Annotated in this window: 23 protein-coding genes and 1 tRNA gene; 10 read left to right on the top strand and 14 right to left on the bottom strand. The window is 39.5% G+C overall.

Features of this window, described 5'->3' with window-relative positions; genetic code table 11:
* Nucleotides 1-236 precede the first annotated feature (236 nt).
* From secF to yajC, 3 genes are read right to left on the bottom strand one after another with little or no spacing between them, the layout of a single operon-like run.
* Nucleotides 237-1,211 carry a protein translocase subunit SecF gene (secF, locus tag HSP_RS0105055; RefSeq protein WP_007522991.1) on the bottom strand — a complete coding sequence of 325 codons (975 nt, stop codon included), beginning with the start codon at nt 1,209-1,211 and terminating at the stop codon, nt 237-239.
* 10 nt (nt 1,212-1,221) lie between these two features.
* A complete protein-coding gene (secD, locus tag HSP_RS0105050) occupies nt 1,222-3,069 on the bottom strand; it encodes a protein translocase subunit SecD (RefSeq protein ID WP_010129275.1) in 1,848 nt (615 codons plus the stop codon).
* A gap of 24 nt (nt 3,070-3,093) precedes the next feature.
* The gene (gene yajC, locus HSP_RS10920; protein ID WP_007523055.1) at nt 3,094-3,399 is read right to left on the bottom strand and encodes a preprotein translocase subunit YajC; all 306 of its coding nucleotides are present in this window, start codon (nt 3,397-3,399) and stop codon (nt 3,094-3,096) included.
* Between the two features lie 393 nt (nt 3,400-3,792).
* Here yajC and gyrA point away from each other — a divergent pair, with 393 nt between their 5' ends.
* From gyrA to HSP_RS0105005, 8 genes are all read left to right on the top strand, one after another.
* Nucleotides 3,793-6,486: a DNA topoisomerase (ATP-hydrolyzing) subunit A gene (gene gyrA, locus HSP_RS0105040; protein WP_007523181.1), complete on the top strand. Its 2,694-nt coding sequence runs from the start codon at nt 3,793-3,795 to the stop codon at nt 6,484-6,486.
* Nucleotides 6,487-6,579: 93 nt separating this feature from the next.
* Entirely contained in the window at nt 6,580-8,511 is a 1,932-nt protein-coding gene (locus tag HSP_RS0105035; protein ID WP_007523155.1) for an ABC transporter ATP-binding protein, read from the top strand.
* The gene (gene tcdA, locus HSP_RS0105030) at nt 8,511-9,284 is read left to right on the top strand and encodes a tRNA cyclic N6-threonylcarbamoyladenosine(37) synthase TcdA (protein ID WP_007523018.1); all 774 of its coding nucleotides are present in this window, start codon (nt 8,511-8,513) and stop codon (nt 9,282-9,284) included. The genes HSP_RS0105035 and tcdA overlap by 1 nt, the downstream gene beginning before the upstream one ends.
* 155 nt (nt 9,285-9,439) lie before the next feature.
* Entirely contained in the window at nt 9,440-10,663 is a 1,224-nt protein-coding gene (gene moeA, locus HSP_RS0105025; RefSeq protein WP_007523227.1) for a molybdopterin molybdotransferase MoeA, read from the top strand.
* A gap of 69 nt (nt 10,664-10,732) precedes the next feature.
* A complete protein-coding gene (moeB, locus tag HSP_RS0105020) occupies nt 10,733-11,479 on the top strand; it encodes a molybdopterin-synthase adenylyltransferase MoeB (RefSeq protein WP_007523089.1) in 747 nt (248 codons plus the stop codon).
* An 83-nt stretch (nt 11,480-11,562) separates the two neighbouring features.
* A tRNA-Asn gene (locus tag HSP_RS0105015) sits at nt 11,563-11,638 on the top strand.
* A gap of 210 nt (nt 11,639-11,848) precedes the next feature.
* Nucleotides 11,849-12,947 (top strand): peptide chain release factor 2 gene (gene prfB / locus HSP_RS0105010; protein WP_139032663.1). Its coding sequence is split into 2 segments (ribosomal slippage): nt 11,849-11,923 and nt 11,925-12,947, totalling 1,098 coding nucleotides; the frame shifts between segments, so codons are not numbered across the junction.
* A gap of 155 nt (nt 12,948-13,102) precedes the next feature.
* Complete coding sequence (locus tag HSP_RS0105005; protein WP_010129271.1) at nt 13,103-14,083, top strand: AEC family transporter; 981 nt, start codon at nt 13,103-13,105, stop codon at nt 14,081-14,083.
* A 217-nt stretch (nt 14,084-14,300) separates the two neighbouring features.
* Here HSP_RS0105005 and HSP_RS0105000 read toward each other — a convergent pair whose 3' ends face one another.
* The 3 genes from HSP_RS0105000 to HSP_RS0104990 all read right to left on the bottom strand — a co-directional run bounded on the left by HSP_RS0105000 (nt 14,301) and on the right by HSP_RS0104990 (nt 16,790).
* On the bottom strand, nt 14,301-15,137 hold the full coding sequence (locus tag HSP_RS0105000; RefSeq protein WP_010129270.1) for a hypothetical protein: 837 nt from the start codon (nt 15,135-15,137) through the stop codon (nt 14,301-14,303).
* Nucleotides 15,127-15,768, bottom strand: a complete 642-nt coding sequence (pyrE, locus tag HSP_RS0104995; protein WP_007523147.1) for an orotate phosphoribosyltransferase — start codon at nt 15,766-15,768, stop codon at nt 15,127-15,129. Before pyrE ends, HSP_RS0105000 begins: the two co-directional genes overlap by 11 nt.
* A 179-nt stretch (nt 15,769-15,947) precedes the next feature.
* A complete protein-coding gene (locus HSP_RS0104990; protein ID WP_007523107.1) occupies nt 15,948-16,790 on the bottom strand; it encodes a 23S rRNA (adenine(2030)-N(6))-methyltransferase RlmJ in 843 nt (280 codons plus the stop codon).
* Between the two features lie 48 nt (nt 16,791-16,838).
* On the opposite strand from HSP_RS0104990, the gene ampD reads away from it, so the two are divergent.
* Nucleotides 16,839-17,411: a 1,6-anhydro-N-acetylmuramyl-L-alanine amidase AmpD gene (gene ampD / locus HSP_RS0104985; protein ID WP_010129269.1), complete on the top strand. Its 573-nt coding sequence runs from the start codon at nt 16,839-16,841 to the stop codon at nt 17,409-17,411.
* Here ampD and rluA read toward each other — a convergent pair.
* The 8 genes from rluA to lptC all read right to left on the bottom strand — a co-directional run bounded on the left by rluA (nt 17,389) and on the right by lptC (nt 22,907).
* Entirely contained in the window at nt 17,389-18,057 is a 669-nt protein-coding gene (gene rluA, locus HSP_RS0104980; protein WP_007523246.1) for a bifunctional tRNA pseudouridine(32) synthase/23S rRNA pseudouridine(746) synthase RluA, read from the bottom strand. The two genes, ampD and rluA, sit on opposite strands and share 23 nt — an antisense overlap.
* 67 nt (nt 18,058-18,124) lie before the next feature.
* Nucleotides 18,125-18,793 carry a hypothetical protein gene (locus HSP_RS0104975; protein WP_010129268.1) on the bottom strand — a complete coding sequence of 223 codons (669 nt, stop codon included), beginning with the start codon at nt 18,791-18,793 and terminating at the stop codon, nt 18,125-18,127.
* 72 nt (nt 18,794-18,865) lie between these two features.
* On the bottom strand, nt 18,866-19,471 hold the full coding sequence (locus HSP_RS0104970; RefSeq protein ID WP_010129267.1) for a hypothetical protein: 606 nt from the start codon (nt 19,469-19,471) through the stop codon (nt 18,866-18,868).
* A gap of 98 nt (nt 19,472-19,569) precedes the next feature.
* Nucleotides 19,570-20,436 carry an RNase adapter RapZ gene (rapZ, locus tag HSP_RS0104965; RefSeq protein ID WP_010129266.1) on the bottom strand — a complete coding sequence of 289 codons (867 nt, stop codon included), beginning with the start codon at nt 20,434-20,436 and terminating at the stop codon, nt 19,570-19,572.
* A 35-nt stretch (nt 20,437-20,471) separates the two neighbouring features.
* Nucleotides 20,472-21,032 (bottom strand): PTS sugar transporter subunit IIA, encoded by a 561-nt coding sequence (locus HSP_RS0104960; RefSeq protein WP_010129265.1) that lies wholly within the window; start codon nt 21,030-21,032, stop codon nt 20,472-20,474.
* A gap of 12 nt (nt 21,033-21,044) precedes the next feature.
* Complete coding sequence (lptB, locus tag HSP_RS0104955; RefSeq protein WP_010129264.1) at nt 21,045-21,770, bottom strand: LPS export ABC transporter ATP-binding protein; 726 nt, start codon at nt 21,768-21,770, stop codon at nt 21,045-21,047.
* A gap of 8 nt (nt 21,771-21,778) precedes the next feature.
* Nucleotides 21,779-22,291, bottom strand: a complete 513-nt coding sequence (gene lptA, locus HSP_RS0104950) for a lipopolysaccharide transport periplasmic protein LptA (RefSeq protein WP_007523039.1) — start codon at nt 22,289-22,291, stop codon at nt 21,779-21,781.
* Between the two features lie 19 nt (nt 22,292-22,310).
* Nucleotides 22,311-22,907, bottom strand: a complete 597-nt coding sequence (lptC, locus tag HSP_RS0104945) for an LPS export ABC transporter periplasmic protein LptC (protein WP_010129263.1) — start codon at nt 22,905-22,907, stop codon at nt 22,311-22,313.
* Nucleotides 22,908-23,338: 431 nt separating this feature from the next.
* Between lptC and HSP_RS0104940 the strand changes: the two genes are divergently transcribed.
* Nucleotides 23,339-25,231, top strand: a 1,893-nt coding sequence (locus HSP_RS0104940; RefSeq protein WP_010129262.1) for an ESPR-type extended signal peptide-containing protein, incomplete at its 3' end; no start/stop codon positions are given.

Genomic DNA, 25,231 nt, shown 5'->3' with positions numbered 1-25,231 from the left:
TATAGTAAAGGAAGAAAAACTAATCAAGTATTTAGATAGGTTTTTTCTAATAAATTTTAATTTTTGATAAGTTTAAACGATTTAAATAAAAAGTATTCTCATTTGCGAGCTTTAAATGAGAATGAATTTAATCCCGTTAAGATAAAAAGTAAAGTAATTTTTGAGAAAATTTTCAATAAATATGAAAAAGGCGTGCCAATTAGCACGCCTTTTAAATGGATTAAACAGATTCTAAATTAGTAATCAATAAAGGAATCTGTATTTGCCCCTTCTTTTTCCACTACCGGTTTATTCATATGTTCACGGGTTAAACCTAATTCTAATGCTACGCCGATAGCAATATAGATTGAAGAGTAAGTCCCGAAACCAATACCAATCAATAGCGCTAATGAGAAGCTATGAATGGTTGGTCCACCAAACCAGTATAATGCTGCAACCACGAATAATGTTGTGATAGAGGTCATCAATGTTCGTGAAAGCGTTTGGCTTAATGAAATATCAATAACTTCTTTTGAGCTTACACGGCGGATTTTACTGAAGTTTTCACGCACACGGTCAAATACCACGATGGAGTCATTTAGCGAGTAACCAACTACAGACAGAATTGCAGCCACAAAGGTTAAATCTACTTCAATTTGTAGATAAGAGAAGACCCCCAAAGTTACGATAACATCGTGGAAGAGTGCAAGCACCCCACCGACAGCTAAACGAATCTCAAATCGGCTACCAACATAGAGTAATAACATCGCTAAAGTTGCTAAAGTGGCATAAATTGCCCCTTGAGTCAGTTCTTCACCTACGTTTGGCCCTACGAACTCAACACTCTTAATGGTGGCATTTTGATCGAGATCGCGGTGTACCATGTTGATAATTTTATTACCGAGGTCTTTATCACCAGCTGAAGCAGGTAAGCGAATCATTAAATCTTTTAGGCTACCGGTTGTTTGTACTAATGCACTGCCATAGCCTTCTTTTTCTAACGAAACACGAACTTTCTCTAGATCTGCTGGTTGTGAGAAGGTTGTTTCAATTACCGTACCACCAGTAAAATCTAACCCCCAGTTAAAGCCTTTAGTTGCAATAGTAAAAATACAAAATGCAGTTATTAACAATGAAAAGGCATAACCGATGAAGCGGTACTTCATAAACGGTATGAGTTTATAAGGCAGTTTTACTTCTGCAATATCTTTTTCTTTAACATTAACAGTCATTGATTCCACCTTAAATCCAAAGTTTTTTCACGCGTTTATTTCCGCCATATACCCAGTTTACTAACATACGCGTTCCCGTAATTGCAGTAAACATGGAGATCATTACCCCTAAAGCAAGCGTAATTGCAAAGCCTTTTACTGGACCTGTACCCACAGCATATAGTACTAATGCGGTTAATACCGTGGTTAAGTTTGAGTCAAAAATAGAGGTAAAGGCGCCACTATAGCCTTCATAAATCGCTTGTTGAACAGAACGTCCGTTACGAAGCTCTTCTTTAATCCGTTCATAAATCAGTACGTTGGCATCCACCGACATCCCAACAGCTAATACAATACCTGCAATACCCGGCATTGTCAGTGTTGCGCCAATTAAAGACATTAAACCAATGGTTAATACCATGTTTACAGTCAAAGCAAGTGAAGCAAATACGCCGAAGACTTTATAGTAAACTAAACAGAAGAAGATGGTTAGGATTAAACCATACATCCCTGCCGTCATCCCTTTTTCAACGTTATCTGCACCAAGAGATGCTCCGATAGTACGCTCTTCGATAATTACGATAGGCGCAATTAATGCACCAGAACGTAGTAACACGGCAAAGTTCTGTGCTTCCGCTTGGCTCATGCTACCTGAAACTTGGAATCTATTAGAAAAACGAGCTTGAATGGTTGCTACGCTAATAATTTCTTCGTGTTTTTCTAAGATAACTTTGCCATTTTCATCACGGCGGCCAGAATCTTTAAATTCACGATAAAGTGTAGCCATTCCTTTTTTATAGAAGGTTTTAGTAATCTCAGACATTTGATTACCGCCCTCTGAATCTAAAGTGATACTTACTTGTGGTAAGCCACCTTCGCCTTTTTCAGATTTAGCATCAATAATATGCTCACCGCCTAATTTAGGGCTACGTAATAACACAACAGGATCGCCATGTTGGTTATATTTCACTTCAGAGTTTGCGGGAATAATGCCTCGTGCTACTGCATCTGGGGCGACGCTATCATTCACTAAACGGAATTCTAGTGTTGCTGTTGCACCTAATAGCTCTTTTGCGCGAGCAGTATCTTGGATACCCGGTAATTCTACAACAATACGATCCGCACCTTGACGTTGAATGGTTGGTTCAGAAACCCCTAATTCTTCAACACGCTTACGTAAAATTGATAAGTTTTGCTCGATCGCTTTATCACGTGCTTCAGCTAAACCTTGATCTGATAATAAGAAATTGACGGTATTTTCAGAAACGGGTAATGCCTGAAGTGTTGGGTGGTTACGTTTAATATAACGTACGGCTTTATCTGCGTTATCTTTATCAGCAAATTCGATTTCTACGGCAAAATTTTCGCCTTTTTTCATCGATTTATACTGCAGTTTTTCACGACGAAATTCACCACGAAGGCTGTCTTGCAAAGAGTCTTGTTGTTTTTGCAAGGCAGTATTCATGTCGACTTCCATTAAAAATCGCACACCACCACGTAAGTCTAAGCCCCGTTTCATTGGGCTACCACCCACATCTGTTAACCAAGAAGGGGTTGCTGGCGCAAGGTTAAGCGCTACAGAGTATTTGTCACCAAGTGCCTCTGCGATTTTTTCTTTTGCTGGAAGTTGCTGCTCATCGCTATTTAAACGCACTAAAATCGCATTGTTTTCTAACAACGTAGATTTTGGTGAAATATTGGCGTTGGCTAAAGCATGCTCAACTTGAGAAAGCGTTTCCGTATTGACTTCTTGGCCACGAGTGCCAGAAATTTGGACGGAAGGGTCTTCTCCATATAAGTTAGGAAGTGCATAAAGACCACCAATCAGAACGATGATGATGATCATTAAGTTCTTCCACAATGGGAAACGGTTTAACAAAATAGTTCTCCCGAATAATTAAAATTATTGTTGATCTCTTAATGCTTTCATGGTGCCTTTTTGTAAAGTTGCTACCACGAAGTTACGTGAAATCATGACTTCAGTGCTATCGTTTAATGCAATGATGATATTTTCGTTATCGTTGCTCACTTTAGTGATTTTACCGATAAGACCACCATTGGTCATGATTTCATCGCCTTTTGCTAAGTTTGAAAGTAAATCACGTTGTTCTTTTTGACGCTTTGATTGTGGACGAATCACGAAGAAATAAAAAATTAAACCAAATACGACGAGAAGAATAATCATCTCTAAACCGCCACCTTGTTGCATAAGAGCTCCTTGTAATCAATAAGTGAATATAAAAACGGGGTTTACTCAGATTCATTAGAAAATCAGAGAAAATTGGGCGATAAAATAGCATAGTTTGCGCCATTTAACGAGTAGAAAATATCGCCTTTGTTTGCTTTATTACAGCTTTCTTGCCGAAAGGTGTTTTTATAAGCATGGAATTTGCTATTTTCAAGGCAAAATCGGGCATTATTTTTTCATGTGAAAAGCAAGCGGTCTAATTTTGGTAAAAAAATGCAAAAAGTTGACCGCTTGTAGATGTGCAGTTGTGTCTCTTTTTACGCCATTTTTTGCTTTTTTATGCTATACTTGTACGAATTTTTTCGCCCAAGGTAGATTGGGCAATTTTTTAATAAACTTGATTAGGAAATCTCAATGAGCGAATTAGCCAAAGATATTACCCCCGTCAGTATTGAAGACGAGCTAAAAACGTCTTATCTCGATTATGCGATGTCTGTCATTGTTGGACGTGCATTACCAGATGTGCGTGATGGCTTAAAACCGGTTCACCGTCGCGTATTGTTCTCGATGGATCAAAATAGCAATACTTTCAACCGTCCACACGTAAAATCGGCACGTGTCGTTGGTGACGTAATCGGTAAATACCACCCACACGGCGATTCTGCGGTGTATGACACTATTGTGCGTATGGCGCAACCTTTTTCTTTACGTTATATGCTTGTAGACGGGCAGGGTAACTTTGGTTCTATTGATGGTGATGCACCTGCGGCAATGCGTTATACCGAAGTACGGATGCAAAAAATCACGCAAGAGTTGCTCACTGATTTAGATAAAGAAACGGTTGATTACTCGCCAAACTATGATGGCAAAGAGATGATTCCAGATGTCTTGCCAACTAAAATTCCTGCATTATTAGTAAATGGTTCATCGGGGATTGCGGTAGGGATGGCAACGAATATTCCGCCACATAATCTTGGTGAAGTTTTAGATGGCTGCTTAGCGTATATTGAGAATGAACAAATCAGCTTAGAAGAGTTGATGCATTTTATTCCGGGCCCAGATTTCCCAACTGGGGCAATTATCAATGGCCGTAAAGGGATCGAAGAGGCTTATCGTTCAGGCCGTGGTAAAGTTTATGTGCGCGCAAAAGCTAGCGTAGAAACCACTGACAAAGGCCGCGAACAAATTGTGGTGACTGAGTTACCATACCAAGTGAATAAAGCTAAGCTTATCGAAAAAATTGCGGAATTAGTAAAAGATAAAAAAATTGAAGGCATCAGCGGCATTCAGGATCACTCAGATAAAAAAGGGATCGCGATTGTTATCGAAATTAAGCGTGATGCCGTAGGTGAAGTTGTTTTAAACCACCTTTATGCATTAACTCAAATGCAGGTCACTTTCGGGATCAACATGGTGGCGTTAGATAATGGCCAACCAAAAGTCTTGAATTTAAAACAGATCATCGAAGCATTCGTTAAACACCGTCGTGAAGTCGTTACTCGCCGTACAATTTTTGAATTGCGTAAAGCTCGTGAACGTGCACATATTTTAGAAGGTTTAGCGATTGCGTTAGCTAACATTGATCCGGTGATTGCGTTAATTCGTCAATCGAAAACGGCTGAAGAAGCACGTGAAGGGTTGCTTTCTCGTAGCTGGTCGTTAGGTAATGTGGCTGCGATGCTTGAAGCAGCAGGCGTAGATGCTTCTCGCCCTGAAGATTTACCTGAAAATTTCGGTATTCGTGATGGCGAATATTATCTCTCTGAAGCGCAAGCTCGTGCGATTTTAGAACTTCGCTTACACCGTTTAACTGGTTTAGAACACGAAAAAATCGTTGAAGAGTATAAAGAGTTATTAACCGAAATTGCGGAACTTCTTCATATTCTAAATAGCGCAGACCGCTTAATGGAAGTGATTCGTGAAGAATTAGAGCGTGTAAAAGCAGAATTTGGTGATGAGCGCTGTACTGAAATTACCGCGGCTTCAGGCGATATCAATATTGAAGATTTAATCGCACAAGAAGATGTGGTTGTGACACTTTCTCATGCAGGCTATGTGAAATATCAACCACTTTCAGATTACGAAGCGCAGCGCCGTGGTGGTAAAGGTAAATCCGCTACTAAGATGAAAGAAGATGATTTCATCGAAAAATTATTAGTGGCCAATACTCACGACACTATTCTTTGCTTCTCAAGTCGTGGTCGTTTATATCAACTGAAAGTGTATCAATTACCGCAAGCAAGTCGTGGTGCACGTGGCACACCAATTGTGAATATTCTGCCGTTAGTGAAAGAAGAAAACGAACGTATTACCGCGATTCTGCCAATTCCAAACGGCGAATTTAGCGCAGATAAATTCGTCTTTATGGCTACCGCAAGTGGTGTGGTGAAGAAAGTAACGTTAGATGCATTCAGCAATGTTCGCTCAAGCGGTCTGATTGCGTTAAAACTTCGCGAAGGCGATGAGCTAATTGGTGTAGATATTACCAACGGCGAGAGCGAAATTATGTTGTTCTCTGCACAAGGTCGAGTGGTTCGCTTTGAAGAAAAAGCGGTTCGTGCAATGGGACGGACTGCAACAGGGGTGCGCGGTATTAAACTTGCTACTACCGAGATTTCATCAGAAGAGATCGAAGAAGCAGAAATTGTTGATCTTGAAAACGAAGAAGCAGAAGAGAGCGCAGTAAATCTTAATACTGACAAAGTGGTTTCACTGGTGATTCCGCATAATGAAGGCGAAATCTTGACTGTAACCCAAAATGGCTTTGGTAAACGAACAGCATTAAGTGAATATCCAATTAAATCTCGTGCAACGAAAGGGGTTGTTTCAATCAAAGTAAATGAGCGTAACGGTAAAGTGGTTGCGGCAGTACAAGTTGAAGAAGCAGACCAAATTATGTTGATTACTGATGCTGGTACCTTAGTACGTACTCGCGTTGCAGAAGTGAGCCTAGTTGGACGTAACACGCAAGGGGTACGAATTATTCGTACTGCAGATGATGAAAGCGTAGTAAGCCTTGAACGCGTGTGTGAACCTGAAGAAGATGAAGAATCTGTCGATGGTGCAGAAAATCATGACACTTCAGTAGAAACCTCAAGCGAGGCATAATGACAGCATAACAAGCGGTCGTTTTTTCCAAACCTTTTGCAAAAAATTTGGGAAAAGCGACCGCTTGCATATTTAAAGAGAGCAATTAGAAAAATGGCACTACTTAATTTATCCAATGCCTATTTAGGTTTTGGTGATCATCCTTTATTAGATCATACCGAATTACATATTGAACCGAATGAACGAGTCTGTTTAGTTGGACGAAATGGCGCTGGCAAATCGACTTTAATGAAAGTATTAGCCGGAGAGATTCAGTTAGATGATGGTAAGCTCACGCTTGAAAAAGATATTGTGATAACCCGTCTTGAGCAAGACCCACCAAGACATGTTCAAGAAAGCGTATTTGATTATGTGGCGGAAGGAATTGCACATTTAAGCGACTTATTAAAGCAATATCATCACATTTCACAACAAATGCAGACAGATTATAGCGATGAGTTATTAACAAAACTTTCGCATATTCAAGCACAGCTTGAACATAATAATGGTTGGCAATTTGAGAATCGCATTCAAGATACACTGAAATTATTAGAATTAGACCCAGATAAAAAATTGTGTGAACTGTCAGGCGGTTGGGTACGCCGTGCGGCATTAGCGCGAGCGTTAGTTGCTGATCCCGATATTCTCTTGTTAGATGAGCCGACCAACCATTTAGATGTGGAAGCCATTACTTGGTTAGAAGATTTACTGCTTAATTTCAAAGGTTCAATTATTTTTATTTCGCATGACCGTAGCTTTATCCGCAAAATGGCAACACGAATTGTGGATTTAGATCGGGGTAAGTTGGTCTCTTATCCGAGCAATTACGATCTTTATTTAGAAACCAAAGCGGAAGATTTGCGTGTAGAAGAGTTGCAAAATGCCCTCTTTGATAAAAAATTAGCGCAAGAAGAAGTTTGGATTCGTCAAGGCATTAAAGCTCGCCGTACACGAAATGAAGGGCGCGTGCGTGCTTTGAAAAAATTACGTGAAGAGCGCCGTAACCGTCGAGAAGTGCAGGGTAGTGCTAAAATTCAAATCGATCAAAGCACGCGTTCAGGCAAAATCGTTTTTGACATTGAAAATGCAAGCTACGAAGTGGCAGGAAAAACTTTGTTGAAAAACTTTAGCGCAACTATTCAACGTGGCGATAAAATTGCACTTGTTGGTGCAAACGGTTGTGGTAAAACAACATTTATTAAATTATTACTAGGCGAGTTACAACCAACTTCGGGCACCATTCATTGTGGCACAAAGCTTGAGGTGGCTTATTTTGACCAATATCGTGCAGAATTAGATTTAGAAAAAACCGTGATGGATAACGTTGCTGACGGTAAACAAGATATTGAAGTCAACGGGGTAAAACGCCATGTTTTAGGTTATTTGCAAGATTTCTTATTTCCGCCAAAACGTGCAATGACGCCAGTTAAAGCACTTTCTGGGGGTGAACGTAATCGTTTATTATTAGCTAAATTATTGCTCAAACCGAATAACCTGTTAATTCTTGATGAACCGACCAATGATTTAGATGTTGAGACTTTAGAATTGTTAGAAGAGCTGTTAACAGATTACCAAGGCACTTTGATTATTGTGAGTCACGATCGTCAATTTATTGATAATACGGTGGAAGAGTGTTTCTTCTTTGAAGGCGATGGTGTGGTAAATAAATATATTGGCGGATATTTTGATGCGAAACAGCAACAAATCCAATATCACGCAAGCCTTGCAGCCCATTCGCAAAATGTGAAGAAAAATGAACCGCTTGCAATCGAACCAGTGAAAGCTGAAAAGCCAAAAGCAGAGCAAAAGAAAGTAAAACTTTCCTATAAAGAACAGCGTGAGTTAGAGGCATTGCCAGCACAAATGGAAGCGTTAGAAGCTGAAATGGAAGCCTTACAAACAGAAGTGAATTCTGCGGATTTCTTTAGTAAAGAAGCCAGTTATACACAAGCGCAACTGCAAAAACTCGCTGAGGCAGAAATGGCATTAGAACAAGCCTTCGAGCGTTGGGAGCAATTAGAAAATATCAAAAACGGAAATCTATAATGGCGAGAGTAGATAACTTTGAACAACGTTTCGGTGGCATTGGTCGCCTTTATACGCCAGAAGGTTTAGCCAAATTGCGCCAATCGCATATTTGTGTGATTGGCATTGGTGGTGTTGGCTCTTGGGCGGTCGAAGCGCTGGCGCGTTCTGGTATCGGAAAAATTACCATGATTGATATGGATGATATTTGTGTCACCAATATCAATCGCCAAATTCATGCCTTAACGAGCACGGTGGCAACCTTAAAAACGGAAGCCATGAAAACACGAATTGCGGAAATTAACCCAGAATGTCAAGTTGAAATTATTGATGATTTCATTAGCCCAGATAATCTGGCGGATTATTTAAACCGCGGTTATGATTATGTGATTGATGCGATTGATTCGGTAAAAACTAAAGCCGCACTGATTGCCTATTGTAAACGCAATAAAATTCGCCTCATTACTACAGGTGGCGCTGGCGGGCAGACAGATCCGAGTCAAATTCAAATTGCGGATTTAAGCAAGACGATTCAAGACCCACTTGCCTCAAAAGTTCGAGCGCTGCTACGCAAGGAATATCATTTTAGTCAAAATCCAAAACGCAAATTTGGCGTAGATTGTGTTTTTTCTACCCAGCCCCTAATTTTCCCGAAGATGGGCGAAGGTTGTGAAATCTCAGCCACAATGAATTGTGCGAATGGCTTTGGTGCGGTAACTATAGTCACTGCGACGTTCGCTTTTTTTGCAGTAGGTCGCGTGATTGATAAGCTATTACAAGCCGAAAGCAAATAAATTTGCTTGCTGAATTAAATTCATACCTTGGCTATGATAAGATTTACACGATAAATTTAGCCTCTGTGGTGATGAATCATTTACTGGTCGGTATTCTTTCTATTTATATAGATTGATGTGCCACAGTAGTCATAAAAACGTAAAAGGAGAACGTAATGCTTCCATTAAATCAAGCGTTAGAAGAGATGCTAGGTCAATTACCTACACCAAGCTCAATCGAAACGTTTCCATTAAATCAATGTGCAAATCGTATTCTGGCAGAAGATATTTTTTCCCCGATTGATGTGCCAGGCTTTGATAATTCAGCGATGGATGGTTATGTGCTTCGTTTTGAAGATTTAGAAAAATTTGCTGATTTTCGCGTTATTGGAAAAAGTTTTGCAGGCAATCCATTCACTGGACAAATTCAAGCTGGCGAATGTGTACGGATTATGACAGGAGCGATGATTCCAGCTGGCACAGATGTTGTGATTATGCAAGAACAGGCAGAAACGGTTGCCGATGATCGTATTCGTTTTAATGCACAACCTAAGCTCGGTGCGAACATTCGCCGAGTCGGGGAAGATGTGAAGCAAGGCGCTTTAGTGTTAGCGAAAGGCAGCAAACTTAACGTGGCTAGCTTACCGTTATTGGCTTCATTAGGTATTGCGCATGTTTCTGTTTTTTCCCGTTTAAAAGTTGCCATTCTTTCAACGGGAGATGAGTTAACCAGTGTTGGTGAACCATTAGAAGCTGGCAAAATTTATGATACTAATCGCTTTACTGTAAGCTTACTCCTAGAAAAATTAAATTGTGAAATTCTAGATTATGGCATTTTATCTGATGATCCAGCGCTTTTTGAAAAAACGTTTAGTGAAGCACAAGCGGCTAGTGATGTATTGATTACAAGCGGCGGTGTTTCTGTTGGGGAAGCTGATTTCACTAAAGCGGTGTTAGAAAAATTGGGCAAAGTAAATTTCTGGAAAATTGCGATGAAGCCGGGCAAACCTTTTGCTTTTGGTCAGTTAGGCAAAACATGGTTCTTTGGATTACCGGGTAACCCAGTTTCGGCGTTAGTCACATTTTACCAATTAGTACAGCCAGCATTAGCCAAATTATCTGGCTTTAATGCTCAAGGAATTGCAAATTTAACGACAAATTTAACCGCTTGCGCGGCAACAAATCTGAAAAAAGCGGTTGGACGACAAGATTTCCAACGCGGATTTTATTATTTAGATGAACAAGGCAACTTGATGGTAAAAGCCGTTGGGATGCAAGGTTCACATATCTTTAGCGCATTTTATGAAAGTAACTGCTTTATCGTATTAGAGGCTGAACGCAGTAATGTGGCAGCAGGCGAAAAAGTGACAATTCAACCGTTTAATGCGTTATTAAGTTAAACCTTTTCACGAAATATTTTAGGGCGTACTTTGTACGCCCATTGTTATCAATAAAGAGACTCAAACGTTATGGAACTCTCCGATCAAGAAATGCTGCGTTATAACCGCCAAATTGCATTAAAAAGCGTCGATTTTGAAGGGCAAGAAAAACTCAAAGCAGCACGCGTGTTAATTGTTGGTTTAGGTGGGTTAGGTTGTGCTGCTTCACAATATTTAGCTTCAGCTGGAGTAGGGCATTTAACGTTGGTCGATTTTGATACGGTTTCACTCTCTAATTTGCAACGTCAAATATTGCATACAGATGCAAACATTGGACAGCCAAAAGTGTTTTCTGCAAAAGCAAGATTGGAAGCGATTAACCCCCATATTCAGATTAAAGCGCTTAATCAGCATTGCGATGAGGCAACTTGGGCAGAATTGATTGCGAACTGTGATTTAGTATTAGATTGTACAGATAATGTTACGGTGAGAAATCAGCTCAATTTGCAATGTTTTGCACAAAAACGACCGCTTGTCTCTGGTTCGGCTATTCGTTTTGAAGGGCAAGTTTCAGTCTTTACGTATCAACAAGGCGAGCCTTGTTATCAATGTTTAAGCCAATTATTTGGCGAGCAAACCTTAAGCTGTGTAGAAGCCGGGGTGATAGCGCCTATTGTGGGAGTGATTGGTAGCTTGCAAGCATTAGAAGCGATTAAACTCTTATTGAATATTGGGAAAAGTTTAGCTGGGAAATTATTATTGATAGATGGCTTACATTTTTCTGTACGCGAAATGAAGCTACCTCAAATGTCAAATTGTGTAATTTGCCAGCCTTAATTGTAAAAAATGCAATAAAAAGTGAATTTTAAACGGAGCATTTGACTCATTTGATAAATTCGCCTATTATAACCTTGTTTTGTTCCTCCTTAGTTCAGTCGGTAGAACGGTGGACTGTTAATCCATATGTCGCAGGTTCGAGTCCCGCAGGAGGAGCCAACTAATTTCCTTTAGTTTTTACTTTTGTTCTTTGTTTTATTTGTCTCCTTTTATAAAACAGTTGATTCATACCTCCAGAATTAGAACAAAAGATTTGCCCTGCGGGTTTTCCGTAGGGTTCTTTTTTTCTGCCTTTCTGATTTGCAAAACTTTCCAACAATTTAACCGCTTACGTTATAATACGCGCCGAATTATTTAGAAGGAAAAATCATGTTTGAATTAAATCCCATTAAAACCCAATTAGCGGATTTGGCTGAACGCACAAATTTGCTTCGGGGGTATCTTTGACTTTGATCTGAAAGTTGAACGTTTAGAAGAAGTGAATGCTGAATTAGAGCAACCTGAAATTTGGAATACACCTGAAAAAGCGCAAGCGCTAGGAAAAGAGCGTGCGAGTTTAGAATTGGTGGTCAATACCATTAAAGACTTAGATCAAGGGATTGAAGATGTTGAAGGCTTAATTGAATTAGCGGTTGAAGCAGAAGATATAGATACTTTCCAAGAAGCGCAAGCCGAAGCTGATCAGCTAGAAGAAAAATTAGCAAAATTAGAATTCCAAAGAATGTTTAGTGGTGCGCATGATGCAGCAGATTGTTATGTCGATTTACAGGCAGGATCAGGCGGAACAGAAGCGCAAGACTGGACAGAAATGTTGCTCAGAATGTATTTACGTTGGGCGGAAAGTAAAGGCTTTAAAACCGAACTGATTGAGGTTTCTGATGGTGATGTAGCTGGTCTGAAATCTGCAACCATTAAGATTTCTGGCGAATATGCTTTTGGCTGGTTACGCACTGAAACAGGCATTCATCGTTTAGTCCGTAAGAGTCCGTTTGACTCAAATAATCGTCGCCATACTTCGTTTGCTGCGGCTTTTGTTTATCCAGAAATCGATGATGATATTGATATTGAAATCAATCCAGCAGATTTACGGATTGATGTTTACCGTGCTTCTGGTGCGGGCGGTCAGCACGTCAATAAAACTGAATCTGCAGTGCGTATTACCCATATGCCGTCGGGTATTGTGGTGCAATGCCAAAACGGTCGTTCTCAACATCAAAATAAAGATCAGGCGATGAAGCAGTTAAAAGCAAAATTGTTTGAAATGGAAATGATGAAAAAGAATGCGGAAAAACAAGCAATGGAAGAGAGTAAATCTGATATTGGTTGGGGAAGCCAAATTCGTTCTTATGTGTTAGATGATTCTCGCATTAAAGATTTACGAACAGGCGTAGAAAACCGTAATACTCAAGCGGTTTTAGATGGTGATTTAGATAAATTTATCGAAGCCAGCCTTAAAGCCGGACTTTAAGCATCCTATCAAAACATAGCCCGAATTTCGGGCTATGTTTTTTTTATAGTGAAAATAAGCTAAGGCTTTCAAAAAATTATTTCTATTTGTATTTTGTTCGTGCTATTTTTTACTTCTCATTATGCCAAATAATCACAAAAAATCAGGTAAGCAGTATGTTTTGGGAATCATTGCAATATAGTTTTGGGGTTACTTTCCCAATTATTTTTCTCATGTTCGTGGGCGTATTTTTACGTCGTCGAAAATTTGTAGATGATGCTTTTTGTCATACGGCATCTAAGCTGGTCTTTAATTTTACCTTGCCGCCAATGTTGTTTTTAAATGTCATTAAAAGCCCGCTGAATTTTGCACAAGAAATCAATTTGATTCTAACTGGTTTAGTCGGCACGTTGATCATTTACCTTTGGGCAGAGTGGTGGGCCGCGCGAAATATTCAAACGCGTGAATATCGTTGTATTTTCACGCAAGGCACTTTCCGAACAAATGCTGCGATTTTAGGGCTGGCTTTAGTTATCAATGCTTATGGCGATGCTGGGATTGCCCCTGTTTCGCTTTATACAGCATTTTTAGTGCTTATTTTCAATAGTCTTGGTGTGGTGACAATTCTTAATTCATTGAGTAATGAAAAACCGAATGCAATGAAACTATTGCAAGCGGTTATCAAAAATCCTCTGATTTTAGCCATTATTGTGGGCATGGTATTTAACTATTTTGAAATTCGTATTCCAACGCCAGTGATGAAATCATTGCAACCGCTTGCCCAAGTAACGTTGCCATTAGCGCTCATTTGTATCGGAGCGAGCATTGACTTTAAAGCGTTATACCGCCTAAGAAGTGAAGATAAAGCTGAACAAGAGCTTAATCGTGTCGTACTTTATTCGGCAGCTATTCGCCTTGTGTTTGCGCCAATATTTCTTTTTGCACTAGGCAAATGGGTTTTCCAACTTTCCCCGATTCAGTTAGGTATAATTTTCTTAACGGCATCCGCACCAGTTGCCGCAGCTGTTTATGCGATGACTCGTGCTTATGGCGGCAATGGTACTGGCGCGGCGAATTTAATTGGACTTACCACAATTGGTTCAGTCATTAGTACTAATGTGGGATTATTCCTTTTAAAACAGATTGGCTGGATTTAGCCAAAAATTGAAGAAAAAAGACCGCTTGCAAGCGGTCTTTTTTGATGAAAAATTTGCGATAAACGTTCTAACTATTCTTATTTCTCAAATGGTCTTACCCATTTAACAGGTGAAACTTCTTTTGTTTTCATCTTATCAGAAACCCCTGCTTTCCAAATGATTGTAGTATAGCTTAAGCCCCACTGATAATAGGGCTGGTCATCATTGTGATTCCAAATTATTGAGCGCCATCTTCAGTAGGCCATTCTAAAATCGCTTTTTGATAAGGGCTCACAAAAAGCGAGGGTTTGTGTATCACTTTTTGCTCGCTTTTGGCTTGATGAGCGGGCCAAATTTTATCGGTATAAAGTAATTCCCATTTAAAATTATTTTCATATATAGAGGGCGATTGTGCATTATTGTCCGCCGCTGGTTCGTTTCGGTGGAATTTTATTTGTAAAATACGACTGAACTCATCATAGCAATGTGGGCTATTTTTATAATCTTCTGCATTAAAACAAGCACGCTTTTTCTCGTATTGATAAAAAGGAATGTTTTCCATCACGACTTCATATTCGCCATAATGCTTTAAGTCTATAAAATCGACGATTTCAGAAACAGATTCCCCCTCAGAAAGCGGTTTATAAAAAGTACGTTTTAGGGCAATGACGCTGTCGTCATCATGAATTGGATAGAAAGCCGGATGAATTTTTAGCCCCACATAAGAAAGTTCTTCTTGAGAGTGGCTATAACTTTTTTCCTGATTTTTATTCTGTTTATAGTCGCCAAAATACCACATGGTATTGACTTCGTAGCCACTATCCGTTTTATTCAGCATAACAAACTGCGGCACATCGTTGATATAATAATAACCGCCATTGTCACTTTGATAGAGATAATGTTCTTCTCCTTTGCAGTCATTTCTAATTTGTTGACAAATGTTCACAAGCTCAGCTTTGCTCATGCGAACGGGTTTTAGCACACTTGGCTTTATTTCTGTTGTTTCATTATTAGCATAAGCGGTTGCAAAACAGAGAGAAAATCCAACCGCTTGTAGGAGCTTTTTAAACACCATATTCTTCTCGGTAAGCTTTCATTGCAGGTAAAAATGGCGCATATTCAGTTGATTTTTCGATAAATTGTAATAAGTCATCAAAATCAATAATCGAAAACACTTGGCAGTGATAATCACGTTCTACTTCTTGAATCGCGGAAAGTTCACCTTTGCCTTTTTCTTTTCGGTTTAAAGCAATGAAAACGCCGGCTAGATTTGCTTGATTAGCCTCAATAATCGCCATGGATTCACGGATTGCGGTGCCTGCGGTAATCACATCATCAACCAATAAAATATTCCCTTTTAATGGTGCGCCGATAAGATTTCCGCCTTCGCCATGATCTTTGGCTTCTTTGCGGTTAAAGCAACAAGGTTTGTCTAAATCAAAGTGGTTAGCAAGTGCCACAGCAACGGTTGTTGCGATGGGAATTCCTTTGTAGGCAGGGCCAAAGAGAACGTCAAAATCAATTTTGGCAGCTTGAATGGCTTGGGCATAGAATTCGCCTAATTTAGCTAAATCTTTTCCTGTGTTAAATAATCCTGCATTAAAGAAATAAGGGCTTTTTCTGCCTGATTTAAGCGTAAATTCACCGAATTTTAATACTTGACGACTTAGCGCGAATTCAATGAATTGATGTTTGTAAGATTGCATAATGCTTCCTGTTAGGGGTGATCGGTAAAGGTATTCTAATAGATGACAAACGTTTTCGTAAAGCAACTAAACAGGATTTGTTTGACTAAAACATATCTTTAAAGGCATTTGCAAAATAAAGCGGAAAATAGCCCGCTTGCAGAAATGAAAAAAGGGGAGTATTCCCCTTTTTTATGTGATTATTCTGGCGTAATCCAATCAACAGTCCATGAACCAGTGCCTTCTGGTACTAAAACTTCAGTCAGATAAGGCAGAATTTTTTTCATTTGCGCTTCTAGCTGCCATGGCGGATTGATGACAATCATTCCACTCGCGGTCATGCCACGTTGATCAGAATCTGGGCGCACAGCTAACTCAATTTGCAAAATTTTACGGATTCCAGATTCTTGCAATCCTCTCACAATGCGTTTGCTATGTTGGCGAAGCACAACTGGATACCAAATTGCATAGATGCCGGTCGCAAAACGTTTATAGCCTTCTTCAATAGCCTTAACCACTAACTCATAATCTTCTTTAAGCTCATAAGGCGGATCAATTAAAATAAAACCACGACGTTCTTTCGGAGGCAGAGCTGATTTTAATTGTTGAAAACCGTTTTCACGCTTGGTTTGTACATTTTCAATTTTGGCAAACTCTTGGCGCAATAATGGAAAATCATTAGGGTGAAGTTCAGTTAAAATTGCACGGTCTTGTGCTCTAAGCTGATTAACAGCCAGTAATGGCGAACCTGCATAATATTTCAGTTTATTACCACGATTGATTTTTTTGAGTGCATCAATATAAAGCGCCACTTCTTCGGGTAAATCATCACGTTCCCAAAGGCGGGCAACGCCTTCTAAATATTCGCCTGTTTTTTCAGATTCAGCACTAAATAGGCTATAACGCCCAACGCCCGAGTGGGTGTCTAAATATAAAAAGCCTTTTTCTTTTTGTTGTAAGGATTGTAGAATCAAAAGCTCTACAATGTGTTTGAGCACATCGGCATGATTGCCGGCGTGAAAACTGTGACGATAGCTCAGCATAATTTTCTCTAGTTTTGTTCAATTTTAGCCATTTTATCACAAACGCTTATGGATTTAACGCTTAAAAACGGTACGCTGATTCATCAAAAACAAGTGCCTTCCCCTCATTTCAATGCCCGTCCCGAAGGGACTGAAATTTCGCTATTAGTGATTCACTATATTAGTTTGCCACCAGAGCAGTTTGGCGCGCATTTTATTGATGATTTCTTTCAAGGTAAGTTAGATCCAACGGCACATCCTTATTTTCAAGAAATTAAAGATTTACGAGTTTCTGCGCATTGTTTAATTAACCGACAAGGTGAAATCACGCAATACGTGAATTTTAATGAAATGGCGTGGCACGCGGGGCTTTCTATATTTGAAGGAAGAGAGAAGTGTAACGAATTTTCGATTGGTATTGAGTTAGAGGGCTCGAATAATCAGCCATTTACTCAAGCACAATATGAAAGTTTGGCAAAATTAACGGATAAACTTCAACAAGCTTATCCGAAAATTGTTGATGAGCGGATTACCGGGCATCAGCATATATCTCCAGGAAGAAAAGCCGACCCCGGTCGTTATTTTGCTTGGGACTATTATCGCCAGTTATTAACTCAAATTAAAACTCAGGCGCAGCGCTAAATGTCATCGGCTCACCGGTAATTGGGTGAGTGATTGTTAAACTCTCAGCATGTAAGCAAAGGCGGGGAGATAAACTTTTTGCTAGTGGATTGGCATAAAATTTATCGCCTAAAATAGGATGGCCTAGTGCTAAGCTATGAACGCGTAATTGATGAGAGCGTCCAGTAATTGGGGTTAATTTCACTCTCGTTGTATTGTTTGGCAAATGCGCTAAGACTTCATAATGCGTAATTGCTTTTTTACCGCGTTCATAACAAATCTTTTGACGAGGACGATTTTCCCAATCACAAATCAGAGGAAAATTCATCTCACCCGTATCGCCCGCTTTTTCGCCTAATTTTCCCCAAAGCAGAGCAATATAGTGTTTTTTCGGTTCACGTTCGCGAAATTGGCGTTTGAGTTCTTTTTCTGCAGCTTTGCTTAAAGCAAATAGTAAAATACCGCTAGTAGCCATATCTAAACGGTGGGCTGGCTCAGTAAAACCATATTTTTTCTGCACGCGAGTCATTGCACTATCAAAATATTCAGGGCGATTGCCAGGAACAGAGAGCAGACCGCTAGGTTTGTTAATCACTAAAATATGGTTATCTCGATAAACCTCATCTAAAAAAGGCTCAAGTGGCGGATGATATTCAATTAATGCCATTTTTTCTGATTATTAAAGGAATTAAAAATATATAAGGGGCGTATTATACGCCCCTAAATAGGAAAAATTATTGTGCTTTTGGCGCTTCTGCTGGCGCAGAAGGTGCTTCAGCTGCTGGCTGTTCTGCAGGCGCTGCAGGTTGAGCTGGCGCAGGTTCATATTTCTGTGTTAATTCAGATTCTAATGCTAGGCCTTCATCTGCCAGCTTATTGAGTTGAGTTTGTAGTTCACCAAGTGCTTTATGGCTTTCTTCTGTTGGGTTTTTTGCGACAGTTTCAGTCGCTTCCATCATTTTTAGCCCAAGCGCTAACACTTCTAATGTTTTATCTTTTAATGCTTTAACTTTCTCATCTTGAATGTCTAATTTTTCTGCACTCGCTTTAACTGCTTGAATTTGTTCCATTAACACTTTGTTAAGCGTTTCTTGCATCACTTTTGGATCAGCCTGTTCGCCTAATTTTTTCATCGCTTCTTCAGATGCGGCGTTAATTGCACGTTCTTGTTCAGCTTTCCATTGGCGGAATGTTTTGTAATCTTGTTCACCTGTATCTGCTTTTGGCGCTGGTGCAGCTTCTTTTGCTGGCGCAGATGTTGCTGTTTCTTTTGCTGGTGTTGATGCCGCAGCTGTTTCTTTTGCTGGTGTTGCAGCTTCTGTTGTTTGACTTGCAGGTTTATCGCAAGCGGTTAAAAAAATCGCTAATAATGCAGCTGTGCTTAGAGCAGTGAATTTTTTCATCGTGATACCTTTAATCATCCAAGATAAAAAAGGTTAGGCAATCACCTAACCTTTAAAAAAGAAAAGTTAAAATTATTTAATACCAAATTTTGTTTTTAACTCATTTTGTGAGTTTAAAAGATTTTGGCTTTTTTGCATTAAGTCTTGAACTTTAGTTTGAAGACCTTTTTGTAAATCTGCATCTTGTGGGTTTGAAGCAATTTTTAATGAATCAACCATCACATCGCGAGATAAGCCTAAAACATCTTTAGCTAAATTACGGAAGTCAACCACTTGTGTATTTTTAATATCAAGTGAATCTAATGATTTAATCGTATCATCGATATATGCAGTAAAGCCTTTTACTGCTTCTTCAATTTGTTTTGGATCGCCAGATGCTGCTTTAGCTTGTAATTCTTGTTGAAGTTTAACCATTTGACCTTGGTTTTGGTTATCCCAAGCAAGTACTTTTTCTAAATCAGCTTTACCTTGTGCCATTTCATCAGCTGCTGCGGGTTTCGCTGCTTCTGTTGCAGGTTTTGCCGCTTCTGTTGCAGGTGCTGCTGCTTTTTCTTGAGTCGCTGCCGCTGGTGTTTTTTCTGGTGCTGCAGTTTCTGCTGGTTTGTTAGCTGGTTTGTCACAAGCGGTTAAAAATAATGCAAATAATGCAGTTGCACTGATTTTAGTAAATTTAGTCATAATTCAATCCTTATAAAGTTAGTACCGTCAACCGGTAATATAATTGTACCTCAATGGACAAGCAATTGTTATATTAGTTCGGTAAATTTGTGTAGATTTTAGTCTGGCTTATGCTGTTTTGTATATTTTTCAAGACTACGATGGCGAATTTGGACTTTTTTTCCTTTAGCTTCAAAGTATTTCCCAATTTGTTCGGCAACAAATACAGAACGATGTTTTCCGCCTGTACAACCAATTGCAATCGTTAAGTAACTACGATTATTTTGTTCAAGTTGCGGAAGCCATAACTCTAAATAGTTGCGAGTATGGTAGATAAATTGATGCACTTCTGTGTGGCGTTCAAGGAAATCAATCACAGGCTGTTCAAGCCCTGTCATTGGACGAAGTTCAGGATTCCAATGCGGATTAGGCAGAAAACGCACATCAAAAACATAGTCGGCATCTAACGGCAAGCCATATTTGAAGCCGAAAGATTCCACCACAATATTGAGTTCCTTAACGCTAGCACCTTGTAATAACATCCGTAAACTTTCAGCTAATTCATGAGATGAAAGGTGGGTAGTGTCAATAATATGATTAGCTTGATGAATAAGCGGATCTAATAATGAATCTTCTAAATCAATCGCGCTTTCTAATGAAAGATCTTTTGTTGAAAGCGGATGTAAACGGCGAGAATCGCTATAACGGCGAATCAAGGTATTACGTTCACAATCTAAAAAGATAATTTTTGTGTTGTAATGTTCTAGTTGAGTTTGTAAGTCGATAATTTCATTTGGATTATTCGGCAAATTACGAATATCTAAACTAATCACCGCGGAGCTATTGGTCTGAGCGAGAAATTCAGCTAGTTGGGGAATAAGAGGAAGTGGCATATTATCTACGCAATAATATCCCATATCTTCTAATGCATGTATTGCAACAGATTTCCCTGAGCCTGAACGCCCACTGATAATAATTAATTCCATAAGACCTCAAATTATTTGTGTTTGTATAATATTTATTATTCTGTTTTTTCGTTGGCTTGTTCTTCTGTTTCTTGAGCTTCTTCAGCTTGTTCTTCTTGATTGTCTAAATAACAGAAAAGTTGCCAAATATCTTCTTCCGTTTCAGCCGTACGGATCTGTTTAATGATATTTTTATCACTTAATTTTTCAGCGATTTTAGGTAAATACGCTTTATAGTTATCACAAGATTGCGCTGGAAAAAGAATAGCATAAATTAAATCCACCTCTTTGCGATCTTGCGCTTCATAGTCAACAGGTTGCTCTAGTTTAAGGAATACTGCAATCGGTTTTTCAAGCGATTGTGTACAAGCATTCGCCAGTTTAGCGTGCGGCATTGCCACACCATTATTTAAGGCAGTACAGCCTAATTTTTCTCGTTTTAAAAGCGCATCAAAACAAGCGATAGGGCAAGCCTCATCGCTATCAATTTCTTCTGGAAGCTGTTTGCGCATCGCATCGGCAAGGAGTTTTCCAGCAATTTCTAATGCACGTTTTTTACAAGAGGCGGGCGTATCTAAATGGATATTTTCCGCAGTTAAAAATTCAGTTAATAACATAATAATAAAAATTTACAACTTAAATTGCTCACCTAAATAGGCTTCTTTCACTAATGGATTATTTAAAATCTCATTTGGGGTGCCGGTTGCAATCATATGCCCGTCTTTCACGATATAAGCACGTTCGCAAACATCTAAAGTTTCACGCACATTATGGTCGGTAATTAACACGCCTAAACCGCGCTCTTTTAGATTAACGATAATTTTTTTAATATCAATCACCGAAATTGGGTCAACCCCAGCAAAAGGTTCATCAAGCAAAATAAATTGCGGATTTGCTGCTAAAGCGCGCGCAATTTCTACACGGCGACGTTCACCACCAGAAAGTGATTGCCCTAAACTATCGCGAATATGTTCAATACGAAATTCAGCAATTAACTCATCTGCACGAGCTTTACGTTCCGCATTGATTAAATCTTTACGAATTTGTAGCACGGACATTAAGTTTTCATATACGGTTAAACGGCGGAAAATAGAAGCCTCTTGTGGCAAATAACCAATCCCTTGTTTAGCGCGGTCGTGCATAGGGAGTAAACTAATGTCTTCATTATCAATGCGCACCACACCATTATCATGACGAACTAAACCCACCACCATATAAAACGAAGTGGTTTTACCCGCACCATTCGGGCCTAACAATCCAACAATTTCGCCAGTGTTAACAGCCAAGCTTACATCTTTTACCACTTGACGATTTTTATAGCTCTTAGCTAAGTGTTCCGCATAAAGAGTCGCCATATTTGCCCTTATTTTTTCTTATTGTTTAATTGATTTGGAATTAACACCGTTTTCACGCGCGATTTACCACCGCTAGTAGCTTTTAACTGTTGTTTTTTCACATCATAAGTAATGCGCTCAGCTTGAATTTTGCTGTCTAACTGTTTCAGTTCCGCATTTCCAATCAGGATTAAATATTCGCTATTTAAGTCGTAATGCACACTGTTGCCTTTACCATTCACAGGCTTACCATCATCTAAAGTTTGTTGGAAAGTCACTGGAGAGCCGGTCGCATCTAAGGTTTCTTTTTTGCCTTCTTGGCGAACAATCGTGACTTTGCTGGCATTCACTTTAATCGAGCCTTGAGTAATCGAAACGCCATCGCTAAAAATAACGGTGTTACTGTTCATATCTAAAGATTGGCTGCCAGAATCAATGTTAATTGGCTGATCGGTATCGCCTTTTAACGCATAAGCTGAAAAGCTCATCGCAAGACAAGCGGTCAAAAAAGCAGATTTTATTGCAAATTTTTTCATAGACATTCTTAGTTAATCCTCATCATTATGGAGTTGGCTGTTCGTTATTCTCACGAACGACAGTCGGCTCAATAAAAGATTTGACATCTTTTAACAGCGTTGCCACTTGTTGTTTTAAGTTTCCTTTTAGCCCCACGCCAGTGGTCGTAAAGCCCAAACCGGTTGATTTCACGCTTTCATCAGTTTGAATATCTTGCGTGTTTAAATCCACAATCAGTTTTTCAGTTTCAATGCGTTGTAAGCGAGAAGTTTTATCTAGCGCATTTAATTTTACATTGCCTGAAAGCGTTAAGATTTTCTCTTTGGTAATTTCTGCCTGATTTGCAGTAAGCTCCCATAATTTTTGCGAACTTTCTTTATCGAATAAATTCACTAATGGGCGCACAAATTCAGTCAATTCTGTTTCTTCAAAACGCTTAATTTCTTGCGCTTCGGCATAGTATTGAGGCTTACCTTGTAGGTCGAATACTTCAGTAGACAGTTTCTCGCCTGTATAGTCTGGCGTGCCTTGTTGTTTAATTAGGTTATCTAACGGGTTGGCATCCTTTGGCTGCAGGCTATACCACCAGCCGCCTAGTCCTGCCACAATTATCAGTAAAATAGCAGTTAAACGAATATTCATATCAAATTTTATAGCTAAAAACAGCGTACCATCATATCACAAAAGCATTTCCACATAGTGAAAATAAGTAAATTTTTGCAATCTTTACTGCAATGGTTTTTCAGACAAACTGCAAGCGGTGAAGTTTTCTAAATTTTTTACAAATACTTTTGTAAATTTCAGTAAGGTACGACCACTTTACGCTATTTTTTTAGCTTTTGGAGTGAATTTTTCACTAAGGGTAAACTGATGGAGCGTTCGCAATGCTTTGATTTTAAAGGTGTTTTTAAATTTTCTTTTTTATGTGGTTTAAATTTTTTTAAAAGTTCAATTTTTTTTAATTTGGTATATAATCAACAATCCCTTAATAGGGGTTATAGTGCATTTTTAACAAATGCATGTATATTCATACATAATGAATAATTTGTGATTTTTAAAATATAAGGAATCTCATGAACAAGATTTTTAAGGTTATTTGGAATAGAACCACACAATCATTGGTGGTTACTTCCGAATTGGCGAGAGGACAGGTGAAAGCTTCATCTGATGTTTCTGTCTCGTCAGTAACAAGTACCGCTAATAAATTGTTTAAATTAAGCGCGATTGCGTTAGCAACATTAGGGGTTGCAGGGCAGGCGAATGCGATTACTGCTGGAGGCATGAACCAAATAGTTGGTGATAATGGTAATCATCTAACTGCTATCGCGGGCGGTACTTCGACAGGTACAGGTTCTATTGCGATAGGTAGAAGCTCAGACGCTAACAAAGGTGGTGTTGCTATTGGGCGTGCAGCTACTGGCACTGGAGATAATAGTGTTGCCTTAGGTATTGCTACAAAATCAACAGCTGTTAAATCTGTTGCTGTAGGTTCTGATGCTCATGCTGAGGCTGATTTTGCAATTGCGCAAGGTGGATTTGCAAACGCAACAGCTACGAATGCGACTGCAATCGGTGGTTTTGCTAATGCAAACGGAATTTCTGCAGTTGCGATTGGTCAGAATGCGAATGTTCAACGTGAACAGGGTATCGCCATTGGTAATGGGGCAACTGTTACGGCAACTAGTAACCAAGGGATTGCATTCGGTACAGCAGCATCCTCAAATGCAGGAAATTCTACTGCAATTGGTACTTTAGCTAATGCAAAAGCAGATGCATCTATTGCGATTGGTAGAAATTCTGTTGTTGAACGTGAAAAAGGTATTGCAATTGGTGAAGATGCAACGGCTACCACAAACAGTACTCAAGCGATTGCAATCGGTGTTTCATCAGTTTCAAATGGTACTAACTCAACAGCAATTGGTTCTAATGCAAGAGGCGGCTATATTGATAGCGTAGCATTAGGTACAAATGCGAATGCATCAAACTTTCAAGCGATTTCGATTGGTAAAAATTCCGTCAATGGTGCGATAGCTGGTGTTGCTATGGGCTCGGGCAGTACTGTTGGAGGATGGGCAGATAATGCTATTGCAATTGGTACTGGTGCGGTAGTTAACGGTCCAACTGGTGGCTCAAAAGGTAATAATGCTATTGCAATTGGTACTGGTGCGACAGTTAATGATTCAGCAGGTGCCTCACAAGGTAATAATGCTATTGCTATGGGCTTTGGCGCTAAAACAATTGGCGAAAATACTATCGCTATGGGTATGACTGCGAAGGCTAATAAAGAAAGCGGTATTGCTATTGGTCGCGAGGCAAACGTATCTGGCAACTTTGGTCTTGCAATTGGTCGTAATGCTAATGTATCAACAACAGAAGATAACGCCATCGCATTAGGTCGTAATACCGTTGCGGGTAAAGATAGTGCTGTTGCTGTTGGTTTAGGCGCGCAAGCAACGGGTTCATTTTCTTTAGCGGCCAGCCGTTATGCTAAGGCTAGTGGGCAAGAAAGTATTTCTGTAGGTACGAATGCGAATACTTCGGCAGATTATGCAGTTGCTATTGGTTCAGCATCGAATGCTACTGCGGCAGGTGCGGTTGCGCTAGGTCAAAATGCAAATGTTACTGCAGCAGGCGCTGTTGCTTTAGGTAAAGATGCAAAAGCAGCAAATGCACAAGATGTCGCTTTAGGTGCTGGCTCAACAAGCGGTGCTAAAAATGCATTAACCTCAATCAAAATTAGTGGAACAACTGAAGTTGGTAACAACGGTGCTGGTACTGGTACTGGTACTGTAGCGGTAGGTAATGCAACTAACCAACGTCAAATTCAATATGTGGCAGCAGGTTCAATTAGTGCAACTTCTACTGATGCAATTAACGGTTCGCAGCTTTATCACGTGATTACTGCAGTTAATGCAACAGCAAGCACTGCAACAGCAGCGAAAACTGCTGCAGCGACAGCGCAAACC

Origin of the sequence: Haemophilus sputorum CCUG 13788 (assembly GCF_000238795.1) — a bacterium.
Lineage (GTDB): Bacteria > Pseudomonadota > Gammaproteobacteria > Enterobacterales > Pasteurellaceae > Haemophilus_A > Haemophilus_A sputorum.
The sequence above is the reverse complement of the archived record's forward strand: the minus strand, read 5'-3'. Positions and strand labels throughout refer to the sequence as shown.

Excerpts from the sequence above, each read along its gene's own strand:
- secF (WP_007522991.1), bottom strand. The coding sequence starts at position 1,211 with ATGACTGTTAATGTTAAAGAAAAAGATATTGCAGAAGTAAAACTGCCT.
- yajC (WP_007523055.1), bottom strand. The coding sequence starts at position 3,399 with ATGCAACAAGGTGGCGGTTTAGAGATGATTATTCTTCTCGTCGTATTT.
- gyrA (WP_007523181.1), top strand. The coding sequence starts at position 3,793 with ATGAGCGAATTAGCCAAAGATATTACCCCCGTCAGTATTGAAGACGAG.
- HSP_RS0105035 (WP_007523155.1), top strand. The coding sequence starts at position 6,580 with ATGGCACTACTTAATTTATCCAATGCCTATTTAGGTTTTGGTGATCAT.
- tcdA (WP_007523018.1), top strand. The coding sequence starts at position 8,511 with ATGGCGAGAGTAGATAACTTTGAACAACGTTTCGGTGGCATTGGTCGC.
- moeA (WP_007523227.1), top strand. The coding sequence starts at position 9,440 with ATGCTTCCATTAAATCAAGCGTTAGAAGAGATGCTAGGTCAATTACCT.
- moeB (WP_007523089.1), top strand. The coding sequence starts at position 10,733 with ATGGAACTCTCCGATCAAGAAATGCTGCGTTATAACCGCCAAATTGCA.
- HSP_RS0105005 (WP_010129271.1), top strand. The coding sequence starts at position 13,103 with ATGTTTTGGGAATCATTGCAATATAGTTTTGGGGTTACTTTCCCAATT.
- HSP_RS0105000 (WP_010129270.1), bottom strand. The coding sequence starts at position 15,137 with ATGGTGTTTAAAAAGCTCCTACAAGCGGTTGGATTTTCTCTCTGTTTT.
- pyrE (WP_007523147.1), bottom strand. The coding sequence starts at position 15,768 with ATGCAATCTTACAAACATCAATTCATTGAATTCGCGCTAAGTCGTCAA.
- HSP_RS0104990 (WP_007523107.1), bottom strand. The coding sequence starts at position 16,790 with ATGCTGAGCTATCGTCACAGTTTTCACGCCGGCAATCATGCCGATGTG.
- ampD (WP_010129269.1), top strand. The coding sequence starts at position 16,839 with ATGGATTTAACGCTTAAAAACGGTACGCTGATTCATCAAAAACAAGTG.
- rluA (WP_007523246.1), bottom strand. The coding sequence starts at position 18,057 with ATGGCATTAATTGAATATCATCCGCCACTTGAGCCTTTTTTAGATGAG.
- HSP_RS0104975 (WP_010129268.1), bottom strand. The coding sequence starts at position 18,793 with ATGAAAAAATTCACTGCTCTAAGCACAGCTGCATTATTAGCGATTTTT.
- HSP_RS0104970 (WP_010129267.1), bottom strand. The coding sequence starts at position 19,471 with ATGACTAAATTTACTAAAATCAGTGCAACTGCATTATTTGCATTATTT.
- rapZ (WP_010129266.1), bottom strand. The coding sequence starts at position 20,436 with ATGGAATTAATTATTATCAGTGGGCGTTCAGGCTCAGGGAAATCTGTT.
- HSP_RS0104960 (WP_010129265.1), bottom strand. The coding sequence starts at position 21,032 with ATGTTATTAACTGAATTTTTAACTGCGGAAAATATCCATTTAGATACG.
- lptB (WP_010129264.1), bottom strand. The coding sequence starts at position 21,770 with ATGGCGACTCTTTATGCGGAACACTTAGCTAAGAGCTATAAAAATCGT.
- lptA (WP_007523039.1), bottom strand. The coding sequence starts at position 22,291 with ATGTCTATGAAAAAATTTGCAATAAAATCTGCTTTTTTGACCGCTTGT.
- lptC (WP_010129263.1), bottom strand. The coding sequence starts at position 22,907 with ATGAATATTCGTTTAACTGCTATTTTACTGATAATTGTGGCAGGACTA.